This window comes from Streptomyces sp. NPDC037301, from assembly GCF_055602785.1.
Genome location: NZ_JBVJWD010000026.1, coordinates 90,000 through 114,741 on the forward strand (window position 1 = coordinate 90,000; position 24,742 = coordinate 114,741).

The window sequence follows — 24,742 nt, forward strand, 5'->3', positions numbered from 1 at the left end:
GGGCGCGGAGGTACTGGTATGAACTCGGCTGACGCAACACGTCGCGACGGAGCGGCGAGCGGGGAGCGAAGCGCCAACGTGACCCGGCGCGACAGAGTGCCGGCGCAGTCCGAGTCAGACGGACTGCTGCGGCTGCCATCTGCGCTGGCCGAGCGCCTGACCGTGGTCGGCGAGTTGCCCCACCAGGGGCGCGAGGCCGACATCCTGCTGGTCTGCGACGCGGAGGGCACGCAGCTCGTCGCGAAGGTCTACCGCAGCGGTGTGCGGGTCGCTCCCGAGGTATGGGAGAAACTGCGCAATCTTGATGCGCGGCACGTCGTGCGAGTGCTCGAGACGGGCCATTCAGACGGACGGGACTTCGAGCTGCTCGAGTACATCGAGGGTGGATCGCTCGAGGCCGTTATGGCTCCTGCCCGAGCCGCCACGCCCGGACGGCAGTTGATGCGGATCGTGCGGCAGCTGGCCGAGGCGGTGGAGCACCTGCATGGCGCCGGAATCGTCCACAGCGACCTGAAGCCGTCGAACGTGCTGGTACGCAGTCGCGATCCGCTCGATCTCGTGCTGACCGACTTCGGAGTAAGCAAGTCGCTGGACGCCACGTCGCGGTTCACGCAGCGTGTGTTCGGCACCGTCTCGTACTGCTCACCGGAGTACCTGTTCGGTGCGCAGGTCTCCGCGCCACAGGACTGGTGGGCCGTGGGGGTCATCGTCAGACAACTGGCAACGGGCAGAGCACCGTTCGAGGGATTGTCCGAGCAGGTCGTCCGCCACAATCTGGCCACCCGTCCCATCGACGTGACAGACGTGGCGGACGAGCGGTTGCGGCTGCTATGCCGGGGATTGCTGGTCCGGGACCCACACCAGCGATGGGGTGCCGCGGAAGTACGCAGTTGGCTGGCAGGCGGCAGCCCGGAGGTGGCAGAGGAGGTAGCGCCTGTTGGTGCCACGAGTGGCACCGGGCGCCGGGCGCTGGCATTCAAAGGGGAAAGGCACACGGAGAAGGCCGCACTCGCCCGGGCGCTTGCCACGCACTGGGGAGCGGCTGCGCGCCAGTTCTTCGCCGCTATGGGAAGCCCGGGAAATCCCGGTGAGGGCTGGCGCCAGCTGCGCGGGTGGTTGACGCAGTTCGACGACACTGAACACGATGACGTCGAAGGGCTTGTGAAGTTGATCGACGTCCAGCTGACCGGGAAGGCGAGCCCGGATGTGAAGCTGCTGCGGCTCCTGCACTGGCTCGATCCGACGATGCCACCGATCTACCGTGGCAAGCGCATGCTTCCCGAGGACCTGCACACTCTGGCGCAACAGGCGACATCGGCGCATGCCGAAGCCACTGAACGCCGTGCTGCCCGCCGCATCGTCGACGAACTGCGCACGCAGGACCTGCTACCGATCCTCGCCTCTTTCGGCGAAGAGGCCCACCGCCTCTGTGACGTCAACCGCCGGTGGAAAAGGCTGGTCAAGAGCTGGGAATCGGGCGAACTCCTTGAAGGGGTGCCGCGGAGCGGGCGGGACCTCCTCCCTCGAACATCCGAGGCGCACGCGTTCTTGCTGGCGACGGCGGCAGTACCTGATGAGGCTGTACCCGAGCTTGCCGCTCGCGTGAACGCTGTCCGCAGGGAGCTGGACGCCACCGGTGAGCGGATCGACTGGTTTCGCCGTCTCGGTCGGAATTCCGACCCGACGGACCCGGTGTGGATGCTGACGATGATCGGGACCGGCCCCGCAGCGATCGCTCAGGCGCAGGCTGTGTCCGCTGCCAGGAATGCACGCAGGCGCAAGTTCGCAGGTGACCTATTGCGGGCTGCCGGCCTCTCGGCGCTCAACGCCTTTGGATTACTGGTGATTTGGCTGATCGGGACGATCGTCACAGGAATAGCCGGCTTTTTCGTTGACGTGTTGGCGGACGGCAACCTCAGGGGGTTCGACGATCTCTGGGAAATCGCGCTCTCGGTCCTGTTTGTCCAGTTCCTCTGCGAACTCGCCTTGGCGGTACTGCTGGCCGACGGATACCGGAAGTCGTGCGGGGAGGACGGGAACGAATTGCACGTGCATTTCCTGCTCGGCATGGGAGCGGCCTTGGTGGTGGGATTCATCATGGTGCCTGCCATCGGGTTCTTCACCGGGAGTCTCTCGGCCGGCTTCCAGCTCTCGACCGCGGCCGTCCCGGTGGCTGTCGCCGGTGTGTACATCTGGTGGGCCGTGCAGCGGGCACGCGCGGGGCGCAACGCCTGGGTGGTCCGCCTGGAGGCCGACCAGTGACCAGTTCACCGGTCATGCGGCCAACAAGTCAGGGGGAATGAGATCGATGACTGTGCAGTCCGCCGCGCCGGGCGAAGGCGCCCGGCTGGTCAAGGGCCTTGGGCTCTCGAATGCCCCACATCTCGCCGGGAGACCGGCGTTCATCCGTGAACTGGATGCCACCTTGCCGGTGCACTCGCAGTTCGTCCTGTGGGGGAACCGCCACGACAGCTTCCTGGTCCGCAGATCAGCCGGTTCCCACCCCCGACTGCTGACACTGCCGGATCTCCTGTGGGACGTACTGCAGGCCAGCGGGTACCGATGCCTTCTGATTCACGACCCGGTCGACGGACTTCGCCTGCACGTACCGGCCGGCGCGACACCCGAGCAGGTCGACCGGGCGGAGAAGGCCGTCTCCCAACTGCTCCCGCAGCGGCCCCAACCCGGCCAGACCCCCTCGTTGGAGGCACTGCGCGCCATCGCCGCCCGATTGGTCCGTCCCGACGTGCAGGTACGGGCCGCACTGGTCCTGGACGACGCCTCCCGCATCGCACGTAGTGCGACGGACATGGAGCCCAACGAGCGGGACTTCTTCCGTTTCTTCGCCAGATTGTCCCGGACGGCTGTATCCGTGAGCTCCGCGGAAGGCCGCACCACCCCGCTGTACAACCCGGTGATCTGGCTCGCGGACCGGGAGGGCGATCTGCCCGCGTGGCTGACCTCGGCCAACGACCAGATCCGCTCCATCGGCCTGCCGGCCCCCGACCTCGGCGACCGGCAGGAGACGGCACGGCTGCTGCTCAGACTCTTCGGCGTGACCGACATCGACTCCGACCGCAAGGCTGCCGAGGCGTGCCGCGCCTTCGCGGCCCAGACCGACGGACTCCCCCTCCAGGCGATGATCGAGATCACTCGTCTGGCCAGGGACCGAGGCCTCGGTATCGAGGAGCTTCCCGACGCGGTCCGCATCTACAAGCTCGGCGTGATGGACAACCCCTGGAAACGCGACTACCTACGCAAGCGGATCAGCGAGGGCCAACACTCGATCCCCCGGAAGGTGGTCGGACAGCAGCAGGCCGTCACCAAGACCCTGGACATCCTCAAGCGGGCCGCGCTCGGCCTCTCCGGAGCGCAGCAGTCCAGCGCCTTGGCCAAGCCCCGCGGCGTCCTGTTCTTCGCCGGTCCCACCGGCGTGGGCAAGACCGAGCTGGCCAAGGCCGTCTCGTCGCTGATCTTCGGCGACCAGTCGGCGTACCTGCGGTTCGACATGAGCGAGTTCTCCGCCGAGCACGCCGGCGACCGGCTGATCGGCGCCCCGCCCGGCTACGTGGGGTTCGAGGCGGGAGGCGAGCTCACCAGCGCTGTTCGGCAGCAGCCCTTCCGGGTCATCCTCTTCGACGAGATCGAGAAAGCCCACCCCCGGATTCTGGACAAGTTCCTTCAGATCCTCGACGACGGTCGGCTGACCGACGGCCGCGGCACGACCGCACACTTCTCCGAATCGATCCTCGTCTTCACCTCCAACCTCGGCATGAGCGTGGACGACGGCCACGACCGTCTCGTACCGAACGTCCACCCCGAGATGCCGTACGAGCAGATCGAGGCACGGGTGAAGGAGGCGATCAGTGACCACTTCACCAGGGTCCTGGGACGGCCGGAACTGCTGAACCGCTTCGGGGACAACATCGTGGTCTTCAACTTCATCGGCCCGGATGCCGCTGCCCGCATCTTCGACCTGCAGATGGACAACATCACGGCGCGGGTCCGCCAGGAGCAGAGCATCTCCCTCGAAATCGATGAGTCTGCAAAGGCCGTGCTACGGCAGTGGTGCACCAGCGACCTGCACATGGGCGGACGCGGCATCGGCATGGCGCTGGAGTCCCGGTTCGTCAACCCCCTGGCCCGGGCGCTGTTCGATCGGGACACGGCTGCGGAGGAGTACGTCCGGGTCACTGGGGTCCGCCAGGACGCTGACATCGTCTCCGTGGAGCTGGCATGACTGCGTCCCCGGCCGGCGCCGCTCCCGAACTGCCGGGTCTGATGCTGAACAAGGCCCACTACCCGGTCACCTCCCTCGGCCCCGGCACCCGCGCGGGGATTTGGACGCAGGGCTGCACCATCGGCTGTGCCGGGTGCGTCTCGAAGGACACCTGGGCGGCGGACCCGGCTGCCTTGGTGGACGTCGATGCCCTACTGGGGTGGCTCGCATCCCTGCCGCAACCGCTCGACGGGGTGACCGTGTCCGGAGGGGAGCCGTTCCAGCAACCGAAGGCGCTCGCGGCGCTTCTCCAGGGCGTGGACGCCTGGCGTGCCGGCCAGAGCCTCCCCGTCGACATCCTCGTCTACAGCGGATACTCCCTGTCCTGGCTGCAACGGGAATACCCGGACATCATCAGTAGCTGCGATGCGGTGATCACCGGTCGGTACGTCGAGAGGCTCAACCGGCCCGGGCTGCGCTGGCGAGGCTCGGCCAACCAGCGCGTGACCACCCTCACCGAACTCGGCCACGAGCGCTACGGGAGCGCGGAGGAGCCTGCCGCCGGGTCGCCGCATATGCAGGTGTCGGTCGAGGGCGGCCGAATCTGGTTCATCGGCATCCCCGGCCGCGGGGACATGGACCGGCTCGACGACCAACTCCGGACGGCAGGAATCACCACGGGAGAGGTGTCATGGCGCAGCTGACCTGCTCATCGTGCGCACTTGTCGCCGAGGACGGAGACCTGATCTGCCGCGGCTGCCTGGGGAACCTCAGCCGGCCGGTCAGCGTACCGTCGGCCGCACGCCGGACGGCTCCAGCGGCTGAAGATGCTGCAGAGGCATCTGCCACGCCGGCTCGGCTCATGACGGAGGTCTCCCGCAGCACGTGCCCACACTGCGGGGCGGACATCCCCATGCCGACGAACCGGGTGTGCGTAGTCTGCCAGCGACTCCTGCCGGAGGTACGCCCCACTCCTGCGCTCGAACCGCATTCCGCTTTTCAGGGCGCGCATGCCACCCGCCGCGACGCCGTTGGTGCCATGCTCCGTATCCGGCTGGATAACGAGGAGTTTGCGGTGGCGCCCGGGAACACCCTGCTGCTCGGCCGCGACGCCTCCGCCTACCGGACGGGAAACCTGCTGGAACGGTACGACAACGTCTCGCGGCGCCATGCGACCATCGGCGTGGAGGCCGACGGCACAGCATGGGTACGCGACGAGCACTCGACAAACGGCACCTTTGTCAACGCCACCCCCCTCAGGCCAGGAGTACGAGCGCCCCTGCGGGACGGCGACACCCTCAGGCTGGCTGCGGACTGCACCTTCGGCGTCGTCCTCGGGGGTGGGGCCAACAGGGCCGATGGGAGTGGCCGGTGAGCGCCGAACGCCTTGCCGCCGCCCGACTCACCGTCACGGCGATGACCCATTGTGGCGCGCTGCGTGACGCCAATGAGGACGCGTTCGTCATCGGGGTCTTGACAGCTACTGGTGTGGATACCCTGGATCCCTTGGTAGTCGACCTGGTGGTGCAGGAATCGGTTGTAGTGGCGGTCGCCGACGGACTTGGCGGCCACAACGCGGGTGAGGTCGCCTCCGCTCTTACTGTGCGCCGTCTGGCCGAGCGCGGCCCGCGGACGACCGACGCGTCCCAGGTCGTGCAGGTGCTCCTGGACATTAACGAAGAGTTGTACGAACTGGCCCGTGCTCATCCCGCACATACGGGAGCGGGCACGACCGCAGTCGGCCTCTTGGTGACACCGCATGAGATCACCTGGTTCAACGTGGGGGACTCCCGGCTGTACCGCGAGGACGGAGGCTACCTGGGCCAGGTCTCCGTGGACGACTCACCCAGTACGCCCTGGGACGACTGCGGTGAGCCAGTCACGGCCACAAACATCGTCCTCCAGACCCTGGGCGGAGCGGACCGCTTCGAACCCGTCCATCCACATTCCGGAACCGATGTCTATCTTCCGGGAACCCGCTGGCTCTTGTGCAGTGACGGCCTTTCCGACCTGGTGCACGCAGCCGAGATGGAGTCGCTCCTCGCGGACAACGCCGACGACGACGTCCGGGCCGTGAAGGCACTCTGGGCGGCCGCGATGAACGCCGGTGGCGGGGACAACATCACCGTTGTGCTCGTACGCTCCTGACGCCGAAGGGCGCCTCGCAAACCACGAATGCAGAAACGAACACCACCGAACACTGAGAAGGAGACAGAGGAGCGTGCCGGGCCCTGACGCTCCGGCCGCCTCGCAGGCCGTTCCTGCGGCAGGAAAACCCTCTCTGACCTGCTCTTTGGCACCTCTTCATTGCCAGTGACATCTTTCCGATGACCTCGCACGTGGAGTGCGTGGCGATTTTTGAGCCCGCGGAGAAGGGTGCCTGACCTGCGTTTCTGCGGCCCGGGTGGTTCGTTCGGCCTGGTTTCCTCCGCGAAGCGGGTCGAGCGAACAGCCTCGCCGTCCCAAGTCGCTGACCTGCGGTTTCAGAGGGCGGCGACTGTCACCCGGGCACTGGTGTCGGAGGCTGTTCGTGTTTCTTGACGCTCGGGTGACGCTCGGATGGGGGTGGGACGCAGAGGCACGATCCTGTTGGCAGGTGCGATTGCCGGGAGATCGAGCGATGGCTACCGAGAGGACCGGCCCGGCAGACGGCGGGGGCGTCGGGGTGTGCCCAACCACGTGCAGCAGGTCGCCGTTGTCGCCCTCCACATCGGAACACTAGAGGCACTCCGGCAGCGCCGGGCGTTCCTTGGTGCGTACGGCGGGGAGCCAGGCCGTGGGGGGCTTGGAGCCGGCCGGGAGGCGGACGCGGAACCAGCGGGTGGACCGCCGGTCCTCCTCGTCGATGATGGGCTCTCCGTCGGGCACCTGGCAGTCGGCGGTGAGAACGTCGCCGTGCCACACCCTGGTCGGTACGACGTTCTCCGCGGTGTAGAGCTGCAGGGGATCGATCGCTAGACCCAAGCTGCACCGCGGGTCCCGGTCGACCCGCTCCCGGCAGCCCCGCTCCGCGTTGTACACCCGGATGGTGCCGGGCGTCGTGGCGCCCGCACGGCCGGGCGGTGCGGCCGAGGTCGCCCGTACCGCGTCTGAGCACAGGGTCGCGCCGGCGATCCCGCACAGCGCGGTGGCCAGGACGGCGGCACGGGCCCGGCCGCCCAGCCGTCCCGCCCCCGCCCCGGGTGTCTCCTGGCGGGCGGCGATGCGGGCGAGCAGGCTCTCGGCGGTGTGGGGGGCGCGGGCCTCGTGGGTCGGGGCGAGGCAGTCGGCGGCCAGCGCGCGCCAGAACGGCGGCACGGCGTGGTCCATGCGCAGCGTCGCACGCCCCTCGCCGTACTCCTGGACCGCGGCGCCCCGCGCCACGGGTGTGGCCCCGGCGAACGGTGAGCCGCCCGACGCGAACACCTCGTGGATGACGATGCCCAGCGCCCAGATGTCCGCGGTCGGCCGGACCCGCACGCCGAGTTCGCCGAGGGGCGCCCTCCAGCGCTCGGGCGGGAAGTAGTCCGGGGTGCCCATTGGAGGCGCGTACCCGTGTGTCCCCGTCAGCTCGGTGGCGAGGCCGAAGTCAGAGAGCTTCACGGAGCGGTCTCTGCCCAACAGGACGTTCTCCGGCTTGAGATCCGCGTGGACCCAGCCCGACCGGTGGAGATGGACGAGTCCCTCGCAGATGCCCGCGATCAGCCGGCCGCGATCGGCCTCGGGCACCCCCGCGTCGACCAGTTCCCGCAGACTGCCGGCGGCCCGTTCCATGACCAGCACGATCGCGCCCTCCAGGGAGGAGCGGTCGGGTGCGGCGAGAACGAACGACTCCAGGAGGCCGATCAGCCGGGGATGCCCGGCCCTGCGCCCGATTTCGACCTCGCGGCGGGCGGATTCCACGATCCTGCGTGCCTGGCGTGGCGCGAGCCCGGCGGTCGGCATGATCTTGAGCGCGACGTCGGTTGGGCCCGGAGGCGTGGCGGTCCCGCCGGTTCGGCCCGGGTGCCCATCGGCCGGTCGCGCCGCGTACACCCTGGACCAGCCCCCGGAACCGATCAGTTGGGTGACCACCCAGTTTCCGACCTGATAGCCGGGTGGGAGCAGGTCCGTCCGGTCGCATCCCGTGGTGTCCCCCAGGCCGTGCGGCGGTCTCATCGCGCGGCCTGCCGCTCCCGCCCGCCGGCCCCTGCCAGGGGCGGCAACAGTGCGAGGTGCTCCTCCCGTACGAGCCCGAACCGCAGCGCCAGCCCGACGATCTCCTCCCGCTTGCCGTTGCGGCGGTCGCCCTTGCCGGGCTCGTGGGCGTCCGGGACGCCGATGCGCAGCTTCTCCTCGGCGAGGTAGTCGATGTGTGAGCTGACCGCCCGCGCGGTCAGCGCGCCACAGGTGAGGTGCCCCCTGAGCCGCTCGACGATCTTGGGAGTGGTGGGGATCGCCACGCGCGACTGGTCACGCAGGCGCGGTTCGCAGAGCGCGACCAGGACGAGGAAGTACATGGCCGTCTCGTTCAGGGAGTACGCGGTGACCGTGCTGTTCCCCCAGGGGACACCCATGGCCTCCGGGTCCAGATAGACGTGGTCGGGAGCGAACACCTGGAAGGAGATCGTGACGTCACCGCGCGTGGGCAGCACGACGCGCGAGAACTCGAACGGGATCGGCGCCCCGACCCGTCGCGGCGGAATCCTCAGGTATTCCCCCGCTCCCTCCGGGTTCTCCACGAGATAGCTGTGGGTGGTGCTGTGGTTCGTCAACTGCCAGTGGTCGTCGGTCACACGAATCTCCCCGGCGAGCCGGGAGATCGCCGGGTCGTCGAGGCGCAGCTCGACGGGGATCCTCGTGGAGCCCCGTCCGAAGCGGGCGACCTCGCCGGGACCCAGCCGTAACGTCACCGCGTCACCGTGCGGTTCGCCGCCGTCGGCGTCACCGCTTCCCTGCGGCAGATGGACGACTACGCCGCTCACCGCTCCCCCCGTTCCACGCGTCGCTTGTCGGACCAGCGGAACGATACTCATCTCTCAGGGGAGTTCACCGGCGTACTTCGGCCACATCGCCGTAACCGGCCGCCCGGGGCCGTGGATGACTCGTTCCAGACCGCGCACAGTGGGAAAGTCACCGTACGGGGAGGGCAAGAGCCCGGGTCAGGGGGACGGGCGGCGCGAACGAAGCACCGAAGCCCCGTTCACATGGCGAGATCCGCACGCTCCGCTCAGAGAGCGGGGCTGCCCGACACGAGGGGCGCGACCGTGCGATCCCCGAAGGCCGTCCACGGCTGCCACCCGCCGTTAGGCCGGGCCTGGACGCGGGTCCGCATCCGGCTCGCGACGGTGACGGCGAAGACGTGCAGCCGCCCGGCGGCGTCGAGCGCCGCCGTGGGCGTGGCGACGAGCCGGATGCCGGGCTCGCCGAACTCCCCGCCGGGATGCGCGTCCCCGCCAGGAGCGACCTGCCAGCGGTGGCCGAGTCGGGCTCCGCCGGGCGTCAGGGAGAACGCCTCCAGCCGGCCGTCGGAGTTCACGGCGAACGCCGGGGCGGCGGCGCTCCAGCCGAACAGCGGCAGCCATTCGTCCCAGCCGCCGCTCGGCACGGTCTGCCGCCGGACGAAGGTTCCCACGCCCGACGGTCCGATCGCGGCGACGGTGAGCCGGCCGCTGCCGTCCCTGGCCACCCGAGGCGCGGCGCCGGCCGAGGTGCCGAATCGGTGCCATGACGCGGTCCAGGGGCCGCCGGGGGTTTCCTGCCAACGGTGGTCGATGCCCGAGCCGCCGGGGGCGAGGGCGAACACCTCCAACCGGCCGTCGGCGTTCGCCGCGACAACGGGTGGCGCGCCCGCCGCCCCTCCGAATCCGGGCTCCCACGGGTCCCAGGCCGGGGACCCGGCCGACCTCTGCCGTCGCCGCGCGACGGAGGCGCCGCCGGGGCTCAGGGCGAAGACCTCCAGCCGGCCGTAGGCGTCGCGGGCGACGGCGGGGGCGGCACCGGCCGGGCCGCCGAACTCCGCCCAGTCGTGCCAGCCGCCGTCCGGCCGCTGCACCCGGTGGTGCAGATTGGCGCCGCCCGGGGCGAGCGAGAACACCTCGAGCCTGCCGTCGGTGGTGCGTCCGAGCGTGGGAACCGCACCGGCCGGCCCTCCGAAGGGCTCCCACTCCGACCAGCTGTCCGTGTGCGGGTCGAGCTGGACGCGCCGCAGCATCGCGCGGTCGGTGGCGTCGAGTGCGAACACCGTCAGGCGGCCGTCCACGTCGAGGCCGGCCACCGGGTTGTCGGGGCTCTGCCACGGCGGTGGCGTGTCCCGCCATGACAGGGGCGCCACGTACAGCCCGTTCCGGAACCAGCCCGCGGCGCCGGCGTACCAGGTCTCCCCGTCACGGACCACCTCCACGGCGTGACCGGGCACATGCCCCGCGCATCCGGCGAGCTCGAAATGGAACGGGTCCCGCGACGCGAGGACGTCGGTGCCCTCGTAGCCGTTGCGCGGACCGATGAACAGGTAGTACCAGCCGTCTCGTTCGACGACGAACGGCGACTCGGTGACCGAGACGGTCGCGTCCGTGCTCGCGTCGGTGAACGCGACGCCCGGCTCGCCCCAGTGCCGCAGATCGGCGGAACGCCGGTAGGCGACGACATGGTGGCCGCCCGGGCCGGAGAGTTCGGTGTAGTACATGACCCACTCGCCGCCGACCCGCAGCACCATCGGGTCACGCGCCGCGAGCCCCCGGAACAGCGGGCCGGACGGTTCGCGGGTCCAGGTGAACAGGTCGGTCGACGTGGCGAGGTTGATTGCCGCGCCACTCGCGCCGCCCGCGGCGTAGAACATCCAGAACCTGCCGCCTGCCTCGACGACGTGCGGCGCCCACAGGTGATCCTCACCGAAATAGGACGGGTCGACGATGAGCGCGTCGGGGTGGCTGGTCCACGGTCCGTGCGGGCTCGGCGCGGAGGCGTGGGCGAAGGAGATCTCCGCCGCGCTGTCCGGAGATTCGCCGCGCGGCGCGCTGTTCCCGACGATGCCGAACAGGTGCCAGCGGCTCTGAGCCTTGATCAGCGTGTGGTCGTTGAGATATCGCGGGCCTGCGGAAGTGGACGGGTCGTAGACGTACGTGAAGGGTCCCGTGCCGACTCGGTGAGGGGGCGGGGCGGCCTCGGAGGTCGCGTCGGCGACGCCCGGGCCGGCGCCCAGGAACGGGAGGGCGCCGGCGCCGGCCGCACCGCGCAACAGGTTCCGTCTACTGATCGGAAGCATGAGTTCCTTCAGAGGGGTCAGTCGACGGCGGGGCCGGCGGAGTTGTTGAGCCAGATCCAGTCGGACCAGGTGGCGAAGCCGGTCTGCCATTTGTGGAAGGTACCGGCGTGGCTGGTACCGAAGACCTCGATGCGGCCGTCGGCGTTGGTGGCGGCGGTGACCTCGGTGCCGCCGGTGCCGAAGGGCGCCCAGTCGCTGTAGGCGGCGTTCACGGCGGTCTGCCAGACGTGCATGGCGGTGGTGCCGTTCATGGCGAAGACTTCGACGCGGCCGTCGGGGGTGCGTTCGCTGGTGAGCTGTGAGTCGGCGGGGCCGCCCATGGGTTCCCATCCGGACCAGCTCGTCGGGCTTGTCTGGTACTTGTGGAAGACGCCGACCGGGCCCGAGGCGAAAACCTCCAGGCGGCCGTCGGCGTTGTGGTCGACCGTCAGGTCGTGGCCGCCTTCGCCGAATCCGGCCCACGAGGACCAGCCGCCGTTGGGGGCGGTCTGGTACCGGTGCTGGAAGGTGGTCTCGTTGAGAGCGAAGACCTCCAGGCGTCCGTCGGGTGCCTTCTCCATCTCCACCCGGCTGTCAGCGGGGCCGCCGCCCGCGGACTCCCATTCCGACCAGCCGCCGTTCGGGGCGACTTGATACCGGTGGAAGAGCCCGGCTGGGCCTGACGCGTAGACCTCGATGCGGCCGTCGACGTTGACACCGGCCGCGGTGTCCCGTCCGCCTCCGCCGAAGGTCTCCCATCCCGACCAGCCGCCGGACGGGCTCAATTGCCAGCGGTGCTGGAAGGTGTTCCCGTTGATGGCGAGCAGTTCCAGGCGGCCGTCGGCGTTCGGTGCGAGGGCGAGTTCGGCGTTGCCGGGTCCGCCGAGCGATTCCCACTCCGACCAGTTGCCGTTGACCTCCTGCTGCCAGGCGTGGTGGATGCCATCGGCTCCGGCGGCGAACAGCTCCAGGCGCCCGTCCGTCGACCGCGCCGACACGATCCGGCCCGACTCCGCCGGATACACCAACGGTTCGGGCCGCGGACCGCTGCCCGGGGTGCAGGGCAGCACCACGCCGCGCTCGGCGAGGTAGACCTCGGGGTCGATACCGTAGGAGGTGGACCGGTCTCCCCAGATCCGCAGATGGAGGTGGGGACCGGTGGAGTTCCCCTCGGCGCCCATCAGGGCGATCTGCTGGCCGGCCACGACGCGGTCGCCGACGGAGACGTCCCGCCGGACCATGTGCCCGTACTCGGAGATCCTCCCGTCGGGGTGCAGGACCCGGATCCACTGGCCGTAGTCGCCGGTGTACCCGGAGATGGTCACCTCGCCGTCGCCCACGGCGTAGAGCGGCGTCCCGACGACGTTGGCGATGTCGACGCCGTTGTGGCCGCTGTGGAAGTGCTGGGACACGAAACCGGCGGCCGGGCAGGCCGCGGCGGCGACGGCGGCGGTCCGGGCGGCTGCGGCCGGAGTCGCGGGCAGCAGCGTCGGCAGCAGGGCGGCTGTCGACGCGAGAACCCAGGTCAGTGCGCGTCGGGAAAGCCCTGGAAGCACGAGTCCTCCTCCCCTTGGCAGTCTCGGGGCGAGTGGGATGGACGGTCGGGGCCGTGCGGACGGGCGGTACGGAAGCTAGCAACAGCGCGGGCCCAAAAGACCCCGGAAGGTTACGGACTGACAGGGGGGGAGCACGTCGGCTAGGCGTCTGTTGTTGCTGGTCATCGAGATTTCATCGGTCCTCCTTAGCGTGGCCGCGTTCAGACGACGGCCCGTGCGACAGGGGAAGGACGGCGATGGCACGGAGGGGATACAGAGCGAGGCTGCCGATGGCGGTCATGGCCGCGGTGGCGGTGATGAGCACGCTGGCGGCCACCGGGTCGACGGTCACGGGGGCGGCCGCCGCCGAACCGGGGCCGGACAAGCCGACGATCCGATACACCGAGTACGGAATCCCGCACATCATTGCCTCGAACTGGGAGGGGCTGGGAACGGGCTACGGATACGCGGCGGCCAAGGACAACATCTGCACTCTGGCCGACACCTATCTGATGGTCGACGCCCAGAGGTCCCGCCACCTGGGGCCCGAGGGCAAGGCGAGCCCCGGCCAGAACCAGAACACCACCACCAACCTCAACAGCGACCTGTACTTCCAGCGGATCAAGGACAACCGGGTGGTGGAGCGGCTCGTCGACAAGCCCGCCCCCGACGGGCCGGAACCGGAGGTCAGAGAAGCCATTCGCGGCTATGTCCAGGGATACAACAGGTACCTGGCCGAGACCGGCGTGAACAACATCTCCGACCCGGCCTGCCGCGGTGCGGCCTGGGTGCGGCCGATCACGGAGCTTGACGTCTACCGGCACGCGCATGCCGAGATCATCATGGGCAGCGCCGACGCGCTGCTGGACGGCCAGGTGAACGCCGCACCCCCGGGGGCCTCGGCCGCCGCGCAGCCGGCGTCCTCACCCGCGAAGACCGCGGCGAAGATCCGCGACGCGATGGCGGTGAGCCGCCAACGGAGCATGGGAAGCAACGCGTTGGCGGTCGGCTCGCAGGGCGTGTCCGGCGGCACCAGCATGCTGCTGGCCAACCCGCACTTCCCGTGGCAGGGAAAGAACCGGATGTGGCAGAGCCAGCTGACGATCCCGGGCAGGATCAACGTCTCCGGGGGCAGCCTGCTGGGATTCCCCGCGGTGAACATCGGCCACAACGAGAACGTGGCCTGGAGCCATACGGTCGCCACGGTGGCCCCGTTCGGGCTGTTCGACGTACAGGTGGATCCGCTGAACCCCACCAAGTACCTGGTGGACGGCGTCTGGGAGCAGATGACCTCGCAGCGGGTCGGGGTCGACGTGCTGAAGCCGGACGGCTCCCTCTCCAAGGTCACCAGGACGTTGTGGTCCACCCGCTACGGCCCGATCACCACATCGATGCAGGGTGTCGCGCTGCCCTGGGCGGTCAGCGCGCACGCGGTACGCGACGTGAACATGGACAACCTGCGGGCGCTGAACACATGGTTCCGCCTCGACCAGGCCAAGGACGTCCATGACGTGGTGAACACCCTGGAGACCACGCAGGGCGTCCCCTTCTTCAACACCGTCGCCTCCGACCGCAAGGGCAACGCGCTGTACGCGGACATCCAGGCCACCCCGAACATCACCGACGAGCACGCGCGATCGTGCCTCACACAGACCGGCCAGCTGCTGTTCAACCAGTCACTACGGCTGCCGAACGTGCCGCCGATCTCCATCTTCGACGGCAAACGCAGCGCGTGCGACTGGCCCGAGGACCCGAACGCGGTCGCACCGGGACTTCTGGACCCGCACAAGCAACCACGCCTGATCCGGTCCGACTTCGTGGGCAACGCCAACGACAGCGCCTGGCTGGCCAACCCCGAGCAACCGCTGACCTTCCCCCGGGTGATGGGCGACACCTCGGCGCCCCGATCGCTGCGTACCCAGGAACTCATCCTGACCGCGCAGAACCGGATCAACGGCACCGACGGCCTGCCAAGCAAGGGCTTCACACCGGAGACCATGGGGCAGTTGCTGTTCGCCGACAACAGCAGGGCGGCCGATCTGGCCCTCAACGCCACGGTGACGATGTGCCAGAACGTCCCCTTGGGGCTCATCCTGGTGGACGGCAACCTGGTCAACGTGAGCGAGGCATGTCCGATCCTGGCCGCCTGGAAGAACCACGACTACACGGCGGACAGCCGGGGATCCTGGCTCTTCGCGAACTACTGGTCCTTCCTGCTCAATGGACAGGGAGCCGAGAAGCTGCCGTGGCGGGTTCCTTTCGACCCCAAGGACCCGGTGCACACGCCCAATTCGCTGGACTCCGGGAGCTCCGCCGTCCGTGACGCGTTCGGTCGTGCCGTGCTCGCGCTGCGCAAGGCGGGCATTCCACTGAACGCCCCACTGTCGGGCATCCAGAAGGTCACCCGCGGTGGTGAGCAGATCCCGATCCACGGCTCGCTCGGGCAACTGGGTGTGCTGAACGTGATCACTCCCGGCCAGGTCGACGGAGAACTGGACATCGTCTTCGGGTCCAGTTTCATCCAGCAGGTGCGGTTCACCGCCGACGGTCCGCCGCAGGCGTTCTCCGTCATGGCCTACTCCCAGTCGGCCAACCCGAATTCGCCGCACTACGCCGACCAGACCAAGCTGTTCTCGGCCGGCAAGTGGGTGACCGAGCGGTTCACGGAGGATCAGATCACGGCTTCACCGGAATTGCAGATCAAGGTTCTGAACTGAGAATGCCGAAAATCTCACAAGGGGGAACGCAGTGACAAGGAAAGCGCATTGGTGGCGACTGGCGGTGGCTTGGATGCTCGCCGCCGTGGCCGTGGCCGTGGTCGCGCCGGCGGGTTCGGTACAGGCCGCTGACGGAAGCACCGTGCCGCCGCCGATGGCGAACGGTTTCGGCCTGACCCAGGTCGGCGCGGCGACAGGAAGCGCCACCGACTTCTACCTCACCGTGACCACACCCGAGGTCGCGGGCGAGCAGCACATCAAGATAATTCTGCCGGGCGGCTACTACGATGACCCGGACCGGCGCTACCCGGTGCTGTACTTCCTGCACGGTTCGCCCGACGATCCGGTCCAGCAGACGTATCCGGCGCTGTCGATGTCGGACCAGATGATCACCGTCATCCCGGACGGCGGCGCTCGGGGCTGGTACGCCAACTGGCTCAACCAGAAGACCGCGGCCGGTGCCCAGAACTGGGAGAACTTCCACCTCAAGCAGGTGGTTCCGTTCATCGACGCGAACCTGCGGACCATCGCCACCAAGAAGGCCAGGGCCATCGCCGGCGTCTCCATGGGTGGGTTCGGCGCCTTCCACTACGCCCAGGCCCGTCCCGACCTGTTCAGCCACACTGCGTCCCTGTCAGGAGACATCGATCTGTCGGCCAGGTCCATGGACCTCCGGCTGGCCGTCGTCGCCTCCCTCATCGACGCGACGGGCGCGATCTGCGCCTCGGCATCCGGAGCCTGCGACCCCGACGACTCTCCCTACAAGCCCGGTGTGGACAGTGACGCCGCGTTCGGCTCGCCTTACCCGGTGTTCAACGCCGACTGGCGGTGGAATGAGGTGGACCCGTCACAGCACATGGACAGACTGGCCAAGGCCGGAGTCGGGGTCTCCGTATACGTGGGCGACGGAGGCGGCTCGCCCCTCGAACCGGAGTTCTGGGTCGCGGGCGCGGCCAAGAACGCCAAGGCCGCCATGGACGCTCTGGGCATGTCCTACTACTACGTCAACTATGGCGACGGGGCCGCCTGGGGCACCCAGTGCAACGGCGGCCACAACGCCGGCTGCTGGGAACAGGATCTACGGGACCTGATCCCCAGGCTGGAAAGGGAATTCGCCGCCTGACGGCAAGCGCCCGCCGTCGTCCCGCCCGCCGCTGGTGCGGTCTGCGGGACGACGGCGGGCGCGCGTTCCGGAGTTCTCATTCCCGGATCGGGTCCCCAGCCTGATCCAAACGAGAGGCCCTAGGTGATCGCGGGGCCGGAATCGTTCAGCCAGGCCCATTCCGACCAGGTGGCGAAGCCGGTCTGCCATCGGTGATAGACGCCGGCGTGGCTGGTACCGAACACTTCGATGCGACCGTCGGCGTTGTTGCTCGCACCGATCGACGTGCCGCCGCCACCGAAGTTCTCCCACTGCGAGAACGCCGCGTTCGGGCCCGTCTGCCAGGCATGGCTCGCGGTGGTGGCGTTGATCGCGAACACCTCGACCCGCCCGTCGACCGACCGCGACGTGGCCAGCTCGGCGTTGGGGATCCCGCCGGTGCCGGTCCAGGCCGACCACGAGGTCGGGCTGATCTGCCAGCGGTGGAACACACCGTCTGCGTTGGAGGCGAACACCTCGAGCCTGCCGTCCTGGTTGTAGCTGGCGGTGACGGCGCGTCCTCCGGTGCCGAAGTTCTCCCAGGCGGACCACCCGCCGTTGACGCCGGTCTGGTACAGGTGCTCGAACGTCGAGTCGGACAGCGCGAAGACCTCGAGTCGCCCGTCAGGCGCGTTCTCCATGGCGAGTCGCGCGTCGGCCGGGCCGCCGTGGGTGCCTTCCCAGTCGGTCCAACCGCCGCTGGGCGCGGTCTGCCAGCGGTGGAACACACCGTTGGCGTTGGAGGCGAACACCTCGATCCGGCCGTCGGCGTTGTTGCCCGCCGCCAGTCGGTGCCCCCCGGTGCCGAAGTTTTCCCAGGCGGACCACCCGGCACTGGGCCCGGTCTGCCACATGTGATCGAACGTACTGTCCGACAGCGCGAACAGCTCCAGCCGTCCGTCCGCGTTGGACGCCACCGCCAGCTGGGCGTTGCGTGGACCACCCGCGAACCGCCATGGCGACCAGGCGCCGTTCACTGCGGTCTGCCACGCGTGATACACGCCGTCGGCACCGGCGGCGAAAGCCTCAAGGCGTCCGTCCACGGACCGCCCGGACACGACCCGACCGGAGGCGTATGGGTGCTTGAGGCCAGCGCTCGTACCGGACCACAACGCGTTGGCGATCAGCGTGGCGTCGCCCGCCTCGATTCCGTACAGGTGGCGCAGGTCCTCTCTCGGTTGCTGCACATGCCAGCACACCTCGCCGATCGGCGCGTCGTTCCACGAGCCGCCCGGATACAGCTGTTCCATCGAGTCGAGGAAGGCGTTGGTGGCGTAGGCCGGGTTCAGACGCTGCTCCCGGGTGCCCCACCAGTCCTGCTGCTGGAACAGCCCGATGCTGGTGTGGTCGACGGCCTGGGAGTAGTTGTTCATGCTGGATTCCACGACGATCGTGGCGATGGCGATCGCCGCGGCTCTCGGGCTGAGCCCCCGGTCCTTCACCGCCTGCGTGACCATCCGCGCGCAGGACATCTTGTACGCGTTCAGATAGCCGGCCATCTTCGCGTTGAGCTGCGGGTTGAGCTGGTCGGCCATGACGCCGTCGGTGGCCGACGGACCGGCCGGATCACACGGCGCGGTCGGAATGGCCATGCCTTGTGGGCCACTGAAATACCGGGAGACACCGGACCGGTCGTCGCCCGGCCCCGGAACAGGTCCGGGTCGGGCGACGGCGACCGAGGCGGTCATCCCGATGACCAGCGCCCAGATACCGGCCACCAGGGCCAGCCTGGTGAATGTGCGGTTTAAGCCGCTTCTTGCCATGGTGTGCCTTTCCGTCGTGAACTCCGGTCGTTGGCGGCCGACGGTAGAAAGCACCGATGAAATACCGATGGAATCGGCCTCCCCGCGCGTTTCATCGGGATGTCATCGGCCACTGCCAATGTCGTGAGGCGTAGGCAGACCACATGGGGAGGATCGAATGCGAGCGAAGAGGATGACGGCCGCGTTGGCCGGACTTCTGCTGACGGCAGGGCTTTCGGTGATACAGGCGCCCACGGCGCAAGCGGCAGCGGCGGCTTCGTGCGAGGGCACTTACACGATCGTTGTCGGCGGCACGGGAAGCTCGTGGAACAACGACGGCTTCACAGGCAACATCCAGCAGCACGTCGGGTACCCCACCCAGATTCCCAACGGCGCGAGCGCCCGGGCAGGCGTCAATGAGCTGAACCGGCTGGTGCGCGACCAACGTGCCGCGTGCCCGGGCCAGCACGTCAAGATGGGCGGGTACTCCTTGGGCGCCGCGGTGGTGCACATCTGGGTCACCGAGAACTGGCAGACCTTCGACAACGTCAACGCCATTCTCATTGCGGACCCCAAGCGCCAGGGCGACCCCGGCGCCAACGGGGGATCCGTGCCGTTCGGCGGTATCGTCGGCGCTCCGCTCGCCGGCGCCGACAGGTTCTTCGGCGACGTACCGGTCAAGACGATCTGCCACTGGGACTACGTCTGCGACGAGTCCGCCGGCATCTGGACGTACCCGGACAACCACGTCAGGAACTACCCCAACGACTTCAACATGGATCACCACAACGACAGCGCCAACGAGCAGTGGTACAACGGCGCCTGGTATCCCGCCGCCTGGTGATCAGAGGCCGGTGGCGGACCCGGCCAAGGGGATGAGGCCGAGGCCGGCTTCGTCACCGCGCAGAATCATCTGGTGCGCCCGCCGCAGCATCCGGCTCGGAGGAACCCCGAGGTCGTCAGCGAGAAGGCGGCGGGCGCGCTCGAACACCGTCAAGGCGTCGGCCTGGCGCCCGTTCCGGTACAGGGCCCGCATCAGCATCGCGGCCAACGACTCGTTGAGGGGATGCGCCACCGACAGGGCGAACAGCTCGGCGATCGCCTCCGAATCCTGGCCAAGGCGCAGCTGCCACTCCAACTTCCGCTGCACGATGGCGATCCTGCGCTCGGTGAGCCGCAGCCGCTCCAGTTCGGCGAGCGGCCCCGGCAAGCCGGCCAGGGGTTCCTCGCGAAACAGCTCCAGCGCCTGGGCACAGAGGCGGACCGCCTCGAGCAGTTCGCCCGCTCGACCGGCCTTCCCGATGCCGGTGACCAGCTCCTCCATGCGTGCCACGTCCACGTCGACCGCGCCGGAGACCAGCTGGTAACCACGGAGTCCGCGCTCGATGACCGAGTCCGGACCGCCCCCGACGCGCAGGGCCTTGCGTAATCGGTAGATGTACACCGGCACCACGTTCGCGACCGGCGGCTCCATCCCCCATACGTCATCGAGCAGTTCCTGCTGGCTGAGGGACCGCCCCGCGCCCAGCGACAGGGCTGCCAGGACGGCTTGCTGGCGCAGATGTCCCAGGTTCAGGGGCCGCCCGTCCCGCCACGCCTGCAGCGGCCCGAGCAGGGAGATCCGTACCTTCGGCCCCGCCGCTCGCACGGCGACGGTCCGTGGAACCAGTCTCACCGACCGCGTGCGGGGGCCACGTCCGGGGACGACCAGACCGCAGTCGAAGGCGTGGACGATGGCGGCGGCCCGGTCGCGCAGGCCGAGCTTCACCAGGATCCGCGCGAGGTGCTCGGCCACGGCGTCCTCGGGGATGGCGAGGGCGGCGGCGATCTCGTCGTCCCGCAGGCCGCAGCCGACCGCGGAGAGCACCTGGCGCTCCTGATGCCTGAGCACGGTGGCGGTAGGGCGGAAGGTGGTGACGGTCGTCGGCATCGCTGCTCCCCGGGCTCCGGACGGGTCGGTCTTGCGGGCGCCGTCGACAAGGTAGTAGGGGGAGCGTCGGGCAAGGCATCCGGAACGATCCGGAGTGACACACGCGACCGCATGGCATCATCGAGCGCCCGTCGGCTGGTGGCGGGCCTGGGGCGTCCGCGCAGTGGGTGAGTGTGAGAGCGCGTGAGACGACGCCGTATCCGGCCGGGCCAGGGGAGTGACTGTCCATGGTGACGCACGCTCGGACCGAGTCCCCCGGCGAGCGGTGCCTGGTCACCAGGCCCGGTGGGTACATCGGCGGCCGGCGCGTGCCCGAACTGCTCGACGCCGGGTATGCCGTCCGCTGCCTGGCCCGCACCCCCTCCCACCTGCGCGACCACTCGTGGGCGGACCGCATCGAGGTGGTGCGCGGCGACGTCACGGACGCCGACGGCCTGCGCCCCGCCCTGCGCGAAGCAGAGGTCGCGTACTACCTGGTGCACTCGATGGCGCGGCGGTCCTCTCCTCGAAGTCCCGCCCGGTTCGCCTCGGAGGCCCGGGCGGCCGGGGCAGGCCGCATCGTGTACCTCGGGGGACTGACCCCCGCGGATGCGGGACGAGGACCTCAGCTTGACCTGTTTCCGAGCAGGCAACGGGTCGAGTGGGCAGCCTCGTTGTGGAGATGTCCTGACCTGCATGTTCAGGGCGAGCCAGCGACCGTTCCGGTCACGGCGTCAGGGTGACGCCGCGGATTCTTGACGCTCAGGTGACGTTCGGCGTTCCTGTCACGAAGGCGATGGCGTGGTCATCTGAGCCGACGGGCTGCTTCTTGCTGTTGCCTCCTGGTTGGTCCCGAGTTCGATGCTCGTGGTCGGCTGCCGGTTTTCTGGCGGGCGGCCTCGATGCTGCGGGCCGGGAGCTTCAGGCTGTACGGCTCGGGTGTAGAGGTGGGTGGAAGAGCATCCCTCGGTCCGCGGCTGTAGGCAACGGCGCAGTCCCCCGCCGTTTGTCCGGATATCAACGGCGGAGATCTGTGGCCCGGCTCTGCGGGCAGGCAGTGAGAGGTAGGAGGCGGCCGGGTCCGCGTCGAAGGCGCCCGCGAGGAGTCCATCAGTTCGGCGGGTGCGCAAGGGGCGGTCCAGCCGATCGCTTGGCAGCTGACGAGCGCTGCTTCTACCGCCGGGCGTGGCTACGGATCGCCCATGACGATGCGAGCATTCCGACTTCGGGTTGAAGACGCCCCGACCGGTTGAAACTGGGGTCTTCGGGGGTCGGTTCGCTGGTCGGTCAGGGGCACGGGGACGTTGTTGGCGTCCGGCGCGTCACTCTCTGCCCGGTTCGCGGCACTAGAGCGCCGAGGTGCTCAGCGGCGCACTTCCGAGGGGCGCCCACAGGCCCATCTCTGCGTGTGTGTGGAGTTGGATGCGGGCAGTGAGGACGGCATGTTGTTCCCGCCGGTGGCGGGGATTGTGCCGGACGCGGTGGCTGTGGATCTCGGGGGGATGCAATGAGCGGGGAGAACGCTGATCTCCAGGTGCCGCCTGAGGCGTTGGCCGCGATCGCGAAGGGGATCGATCTGGCGCATGCGGAGTTGAAGGATCTCGGCATGATCGGGCAGGCGTCGATGGGGCGGGGGTTCTCGGATCTTGCGTTGTCGGCGCTGGAGTTGGGACACGGCGGGCTGACGTCGGCGTTCGAGACGTTCTGCAACCGCTGGGAGTGGGGTGTGCGGGCTCTGACGCAGAAGGGCAACAACTTCGCCCTGGGGGTAGGGCTGTCGGCGGGTTCCTTCGCGGAGCAGGAACAGTACGTCAAGGACTCGTTCAAGATCGGTGTGAACTCCCTGAACGGGAATCCGCACCTGTCGGAGGACGAGGTGAAGGGCATGAGCTGGGACACGATCAGCAAGCAGTCCGCTTATGACGACCCGGACTGGAGCGGGGAGTCGATGCTGGAGGCGGGTGAAGAGGTGAAGCAGAACTGGAAGGACACCGCCTACGACGTGGAGGACGCCGGGCTCGACGCGATGGAGCGCTCCGGGCTGGTGGACCCGGCGGTGCGGGCAGCGGCGGATGAGCGGCTCAAGGAGCAGCTTGATCCGTCGCAGGAGACGATTCGTCAGGCCGAGCAGCCGCGGTGGGGGGAGAGTCGCTGATGGTGGACTGGGGGAAGCTCGGCGGAGACCTTTACGACGGTGCGGGCAAGCCGGTCGACTAGGGCAAGGAGATCGTCGGCGAGGGGATCGACAGGGGCACCGACGTGCTCGGCTCCGGTCTGGAGATGGTCGGCGCCGACGGGTGGGCGGACGCGGTCGAGGACTGGGGGGATGAGACCGCGTCCTCGCTGGGCGCGGAGGTCGGTGAGCAGCAGCTCGGGCAGACCGAGGAAGCGAACGAGCTGATCCACGGCAGGCCGGAGAAGATCAGCGCGGCGGTGACGAACCTCCGGGACTTCGCCTGGGGGGCCCGGGTGCTGCTGAGAATGCAGATGGGTGCCGGGGTTATGGCGCGCCTTCAGTCGGTGATGCGGGGCAGTGCGCAGGCCGCTGTACCGCCCGGCATGCGATGTCGGTTCCTGGCCACCGTTCGGTAGATGGTGTGCGCTGCCAGACTGATAGGGGGAAGCCGCAGGCAGCGCCCTATCAGCCGGTACCTGCGGGCGGGGGAAGAGCTGAGAAATCCGGCCAGGGCAGGGGCGCCGCCGTAGCGCACCTGGCCCCCGTCGAACAGCAGAACTTCTCTGTCCAGGCGTCCCAGGTGAGCCTGGGTCAGTTCCGGTGGGAGGGCCTGCCAGGCGACGGCCTTCGTCCGGGGTCTGGCCCGGAGCTGCATCTGCCGCATGGCGGCCTGACAGAAGCCGCAGTCGCCGTCGAACGCCAGCACGCTACGCAGTTCGGTGGCGTCGGCTGCGGTGCTGCTCATGGCAGTGTCGTCCATCGTTGAGGTGGCCCTTCTCCTTCACGGGAACAGAAGCAGGAACGGGACGGGAGGCGTGACGCGGGAGAGTGGGGTTTGGCGCGGTAGCGGGCTTTCACAGCAGGGGCGCCAGCCACCCTTCCAGAGCGGCTTCCCGGCGACGTGAGCGCAGGACCTCGGTCGGTCGGTTCTCTGCCCACCACTGGGTCAGGGTGATGGGTGAGGCACTGCCCCGCACGAAGTGGGAGAGCAGACCGAGCGAGAGGTCGACTTCCCGCTGCGTGTACGCGGTGTCCGCGGCGGAGAGGACCGGTGTCTCGACGTGCTGGTCCTGGGCATGCACCACCACGGTCATCTGCGACGGACTGCCCGGAACCCAGGCGTCGAGGGCCGCCGCGGCGACCGTCGTCACCCGGGTCGCCCATCGGACGGCAGCCGAGCGCACCGGCACGTCGAGGACCTGGAGATCTGTCACATCCTCCCAGCCCCAGACATGCTGTTCAGGGCCAGTGACTGACAGCTCGGTAGGGGAGAGGAACACGCCAGGGCCCTCTTCGGCCGGAGGCGCGCCCAGACACACTCTGGTCTCTTCTATCCAGAACAGGCCGATCACACATCCCGGCCGGCCGGGATCGCCGTTCTGGGGCGATGAGGTTCCCAATTTCAGCTCCGTTCCTCGATCACGGACATGGAAGCGTCCGTCCCCTGACTGCTGGATCTTCCATCTTTCGCGCCCTGCTGCGATCTAGGGCGCACCGGATATGCGCGCATCACCGGCAGACGACTCCAAGGTGCGATCGACTCTGAAAATCAGGGAGCTTCCCACTCTTGTTGACGGGCACCCGATCATGCCAGGGCGGACTCCGCACGGTGGCCCTTCCGGCCACGCAGGGATGTACTTTCCGCGTCCGCGAACTGGCCACCGTGGTCGGAGACGCGACTGGGCCGCGGTTCGAAGCAGGCCCCGTGCCTTCGTGGCCACGTTTGAGCCATGGCTGTGGAGCGTCGGTGTCGGTTCTGCTTCCGATGGAGGCAGATGCTCTGCGGGGCGCAAGACGAGGGCAGGGGGAGAGACAGGTGGCTAACCTCGGGCTTTCACGTGGGTGGGTGTCCGAGGCGTGATCGGAAAAGCGAAGAGTGCTCCTGACCTGCAACGATGAGACTTGTCTAGGGTCCATGTCGTCGCGTGGAAAGAAGCACTCCTCAGGTGAAGAAGCGTATCGGGTCGTACCCGTGTGTTCGGGTTGAGGGTGGCGGGCGGGCAGTGGTCTCCCAGGCCGGCGGGGTGCTGCTGGTCGAGACGGTCCGCAAGACCGGCCTGGATGCGGCGATATCGGCGGCGCTCGAACCGTGGCGGCGCCCT

The 24,742-nt window shown here is 68.8% G+C and carries 18 protein-coding genes and 3 pseudogenes; 13 read left to right on the forward strand and 8 right to left on the reverse strand.

Annotated features, from left to right (window positions below):
- Nucleotides 1-78: 78 nt before the first annotated feature.
- From ACZ7IB_RS32220 to ACZ7IB_RS32240, 5 genes are all read left to right on the forward strand, one after another.
- Nucleotides 79-2,262 (forward strand): protein kinase domain-containing protein, encoded by a 2,184-nt coding sequence (locus ACZ7IB_RS32220; protein ID WP_470917414.1) that lies wholly within the window; start codon nucleotides 79-81, stop codon nucleotides 2,260-2,262.
- Nucleotides 2,263-2,308: 46 nt separating this feature from the next.
- Entirely contained in the window at nucleotides 2,309-4,240 is a 1,932-nt protein-coding gene (locus ACZ7IB_RS32225; protein WP_470917415.1) for an AAA family ATPase, read from the forward strand.
- The gene (locus tag ACZ7IB_RS32230) at nucleotides 4,237-4,923 is read left to right on the forward strand and encodes a 4Fe-4S single cluster domain-containing protein (protein WP_470917417.1); all 687 of its coding nucleotides are present in this window, start codon (nucleotides 4,237-4,239) and stop codon (nucleotides 4,921-4,923) included. Before ACZ7IB_RS32225 ends, ACZ7IB_RS32230 begins: the two co-directional genes overlap by 4 nt.
- 371 nt (nucleotides 4,924-5,294) lie before the next feature.
- Nucleotides 5,295-5,594 (forward strand): FHA domain-containing protein, encoded by a 300-nt coding sequence (locus tag ACZ7IB_RS32235; protein WP_470917418.1) that lies wholly within the window; start codon nucleotides 5,295-5,297, stop codon nucleotides 5,592-5,594.
- Complete coding sequence (locus tag ACZ7IB_RS32240) at nucleotides 5,591-6,367, forward strand: PP2C family protein-serine/threonine phosphatase (RefSeq protein ID WP_470917420.1); 777 nt, start codon at nucleotides 5,591-5,593, stop codon at nucleotides 6,365-6,367. The genes ACZ7IB_RS32235 and ACZ7IB_RS32240 overlap by 4 nt, the downstream gene beginning before the upstream one ends.
- A gap of 570 nt (nucleotides 6,368-6,937) precedes the next feature.
- Here ACZ7IB_RS32240 and ACZ7IB_RS32245 read toward each other — a convergent pair.
- The 4 genes from ACZ7IB_RS32245 to ACZ7IB_RS32260 all read right to left on the reverse strand — a co-directional run bounded on the left by ACZ7IB_RS32245 (nucleotide 6,938) and on the right by ACZ7IB_RS32260 (nucleotide 12,976).
- Complete coding sequence (locus tag ACZ7IB_RS32245) at nucleotides 6,938-8,356, reverse strand: serine/threonine-protein kinase (protein ID WP_470917422.1); 1,419 nt, start codon at nucleotides 8,354-8,356, stop codon at nucleotides 6,938-6,940.
- Nucleotides 8,353-9,162: an FHA domain-containing protein gene (locus ACZ7IB_RS32250; RefSeq protein ID WP_470917424.1), complete on the reverse strand. Its 810-nt coding sequence runs from the start codon at nucleotides 9,160-9,162 to the stop codon at nucleotides 8,353-8,355. The genes ACZ7IB_RS32245 and ACZ7IB_RS32250 overlap by 4 nt, the downstream gene beginning before the upstream one ends.
- A 245-nt stretch (nucleotides 9,163-9,407) precedes the next feature.
- On the reverse strand, nucleotides 9,408-11,441 hold the full coding sequence (locus ACZ7IB_RS32255) for a DUF8189 domain-containing protein (protein WP_470917425.1): 2,034 nt from the start codon (nucleotides 11,439-11,441) through the stop codon (nucleotides 9,408-9,410).
- 17 nt (nucleotides 11,442-11,458) lie between these two features.
- Nucleotides 11,459-12,976, reverse strand: coding sequence for a DUF8189 domain-containing protein (locus ACZ7IB_RS32260; protein ID WP_470917426.1), 1,518 nt, complete (start codon nucleotides 12,974-12,976; stop codon nucleotides 11,459-11,461).
- Between the two features lie 269 nt (nucleotides 12,977-13,245).
- Between ACZ7IB_RS32260 and ACZ7IB_RS32265 the strand changes: the two genes are divergently transcribed.
- Nucleotides 13,246-15,672 carry a penicillin acylase family protein gene (locus tag ACZ7IB_RS32265; protein ID WP_470917428.1) on the forward strand — a complete coding sequence of 809 codons (2,427 nt, stop codon included), beginning with the start codon at nucleotides 13,246-13,248 and terminating at the stop codon, nucleotides 15,670-15,672.
- Nucleotides 15,673-15,745: 73 nt separating this feature from the next.
- A complete protein-coding gene (locus ACZ7IB_RS32270; RefSeq protein ID WP_470917443.1) occupies nucleotides 15,746-16,795 on the forward strand; it encodes an alpha/beta hydrolase in 1,050 nt (349 codons plus the stop codon).
- Between the two features lie 119 nt (nucleotides 16,796-16,914).
- Here the strand turns inward: ACZ7IB_RS32270 and ACZ7IB_RS32275 are convergent, their stop codons facing one another.
- Nucleotides 16,915-18,576 (reverse strand): PLL family lectin, encoded by a 1,662-nt coding sequence (locus ACZ7IB_RS32275; protein ID WP_470917429.1) that lies wholly within the window; start codon nucleotides 18,574-18,576, stop codon nucleotides 16,915-16,917.
- 157 nt (nucleotides 18,577-18,733) lie between these two features.
- On the opposite strand from ACZ7IB_RS32275, the gene ACZ7IB_RS32280 reads away from it, so the two are divergent.
- Nucleotides 18,734-19,399 carry a cutinase family protein gene (locus ACZ7IB_RS32280; RefSeq protein WP_470917431.1) on the forward strand — a complete coding sequence of 222 codons (666 nt, stop codon included), beginning with the start codon at nucleotides 18,734-18,736 and terminating at the stop codon, nucleotides 19,397-19,399.
- Here the strand turns inward: ACZ7IB_RS32280 and ACZ7IB_RS32285 are convergent, their stop codons facing one another.
- A complete protein-coding gene (locus ACZ7IB_RS32285; RefSeq protein WP_470917432.1) occupies nucleotides 19,400-20,485 on the reverse strand; it encodes an AfsR/SARP family transcriptional regulator in 1,086 nt (361 codons plus the stop codon). It abuts the gene before it with no gap.
- Between the two features lie 227 nt (nucleotides 20,486-20,712).
- On the opposite strand from ACZ7IB_RS32285, the gene ACZ7IB_RS32290 reads away from it, so the two are divergent.
- The 4 genes and pseudogenes from ACZ7IB_RS32290 to ACZ7IB_RS32305 form a co-directional block, all read left to right on the forward strand.
- Nucleotides 20,713-21,207 carry an NAD(P)H-binding protein gene (locus tag ACZ7IB_RS32290; protein WP_470917433.1) on the forward strand — a complete coding sequence of 165 codons (495 nt, stop codon included), beginning with the start codon at nucleotides 20,713-20,715 and terminating at the stop codon, nucleotides 21,205-21,207.
- A gap of 669 nt (nucleotides 21,208-21,876) precedes the next feature.
- Nucleotides 21,877-21,975 (forward strand): annotated as a pseudogene (locus ACZ7IB_RS32295) (SseB family protein); the annotation flags it as partial.
- The gene (locus ACZ7IB_RS32300) at nucleotides 21,972-22,619 is read left to right on the forward strand and encodes a hypothetical protein (RefSeq protein ID WP_470917434.1); all 648 of its coding nucleotides are present in this window, start codon (nucleotides 21,972-21,974) and stop codon (nucleotides 22,617-22,619) included. The pseudogene ACZ7IB_RS32295 and the gene ACZ7IB_RS32300, both read left to right, overlap by 4 nt.
- Nucleotides 22,619-22,918 (forward strand): annotated as a pseudogene (locus tag ACZ7IB_RS32305) (putative T7SS-secreted protein); the annotation flags it as partial. The gene ACZ7IB_RS32300 and the pseudogene ACZ7IB_RS32305, both read left to right, overlap by 1 nt.
- A 59-nt stretch (nucleotides 22,919-22,977) precedes the next feature.
- Here the strand turns inward: ACZ7IB_RS32305 and ACZ7IB_RS32310 are convergent.
- A complete protein-coding gene (locus tag ACZ7IB_RS32310) occupies nucleotides 22,978-23,385 on the reverse strand; it encodes a thiol-disulfide oxidoreductase DCC family protein (RefSeq protein ID WP_470917435.1) in 408 nt (135 codons plus the stop codon).
- Between the two features lie 109 nt (nucleotides 23,386-23,494).
- Nucleotides 23,495-23,854: a hypothetical protein gene (locus tag ACZ7IB_RS32315; RefSeq protein ID WP_470917436.1), complete on the reverse strand. Its 360-nt coding sequence runs from the start codon at nucleotides 23,852-23,854 to the stop codon at nucleotides 23,495-23,497.
- Nucleotides 23,855-24,586: 732 nt separating this feature from the next.
- Here ACZ7IB_RS32315 and ACZ7IB_RS32320 point away from each other — a divergent pair.
- Nucleotides 24,587-24,742, forward strand: a pseudogene (locus ACZ7IB_RS32320) (IS1380 family transposase); the annotation flags it as partial.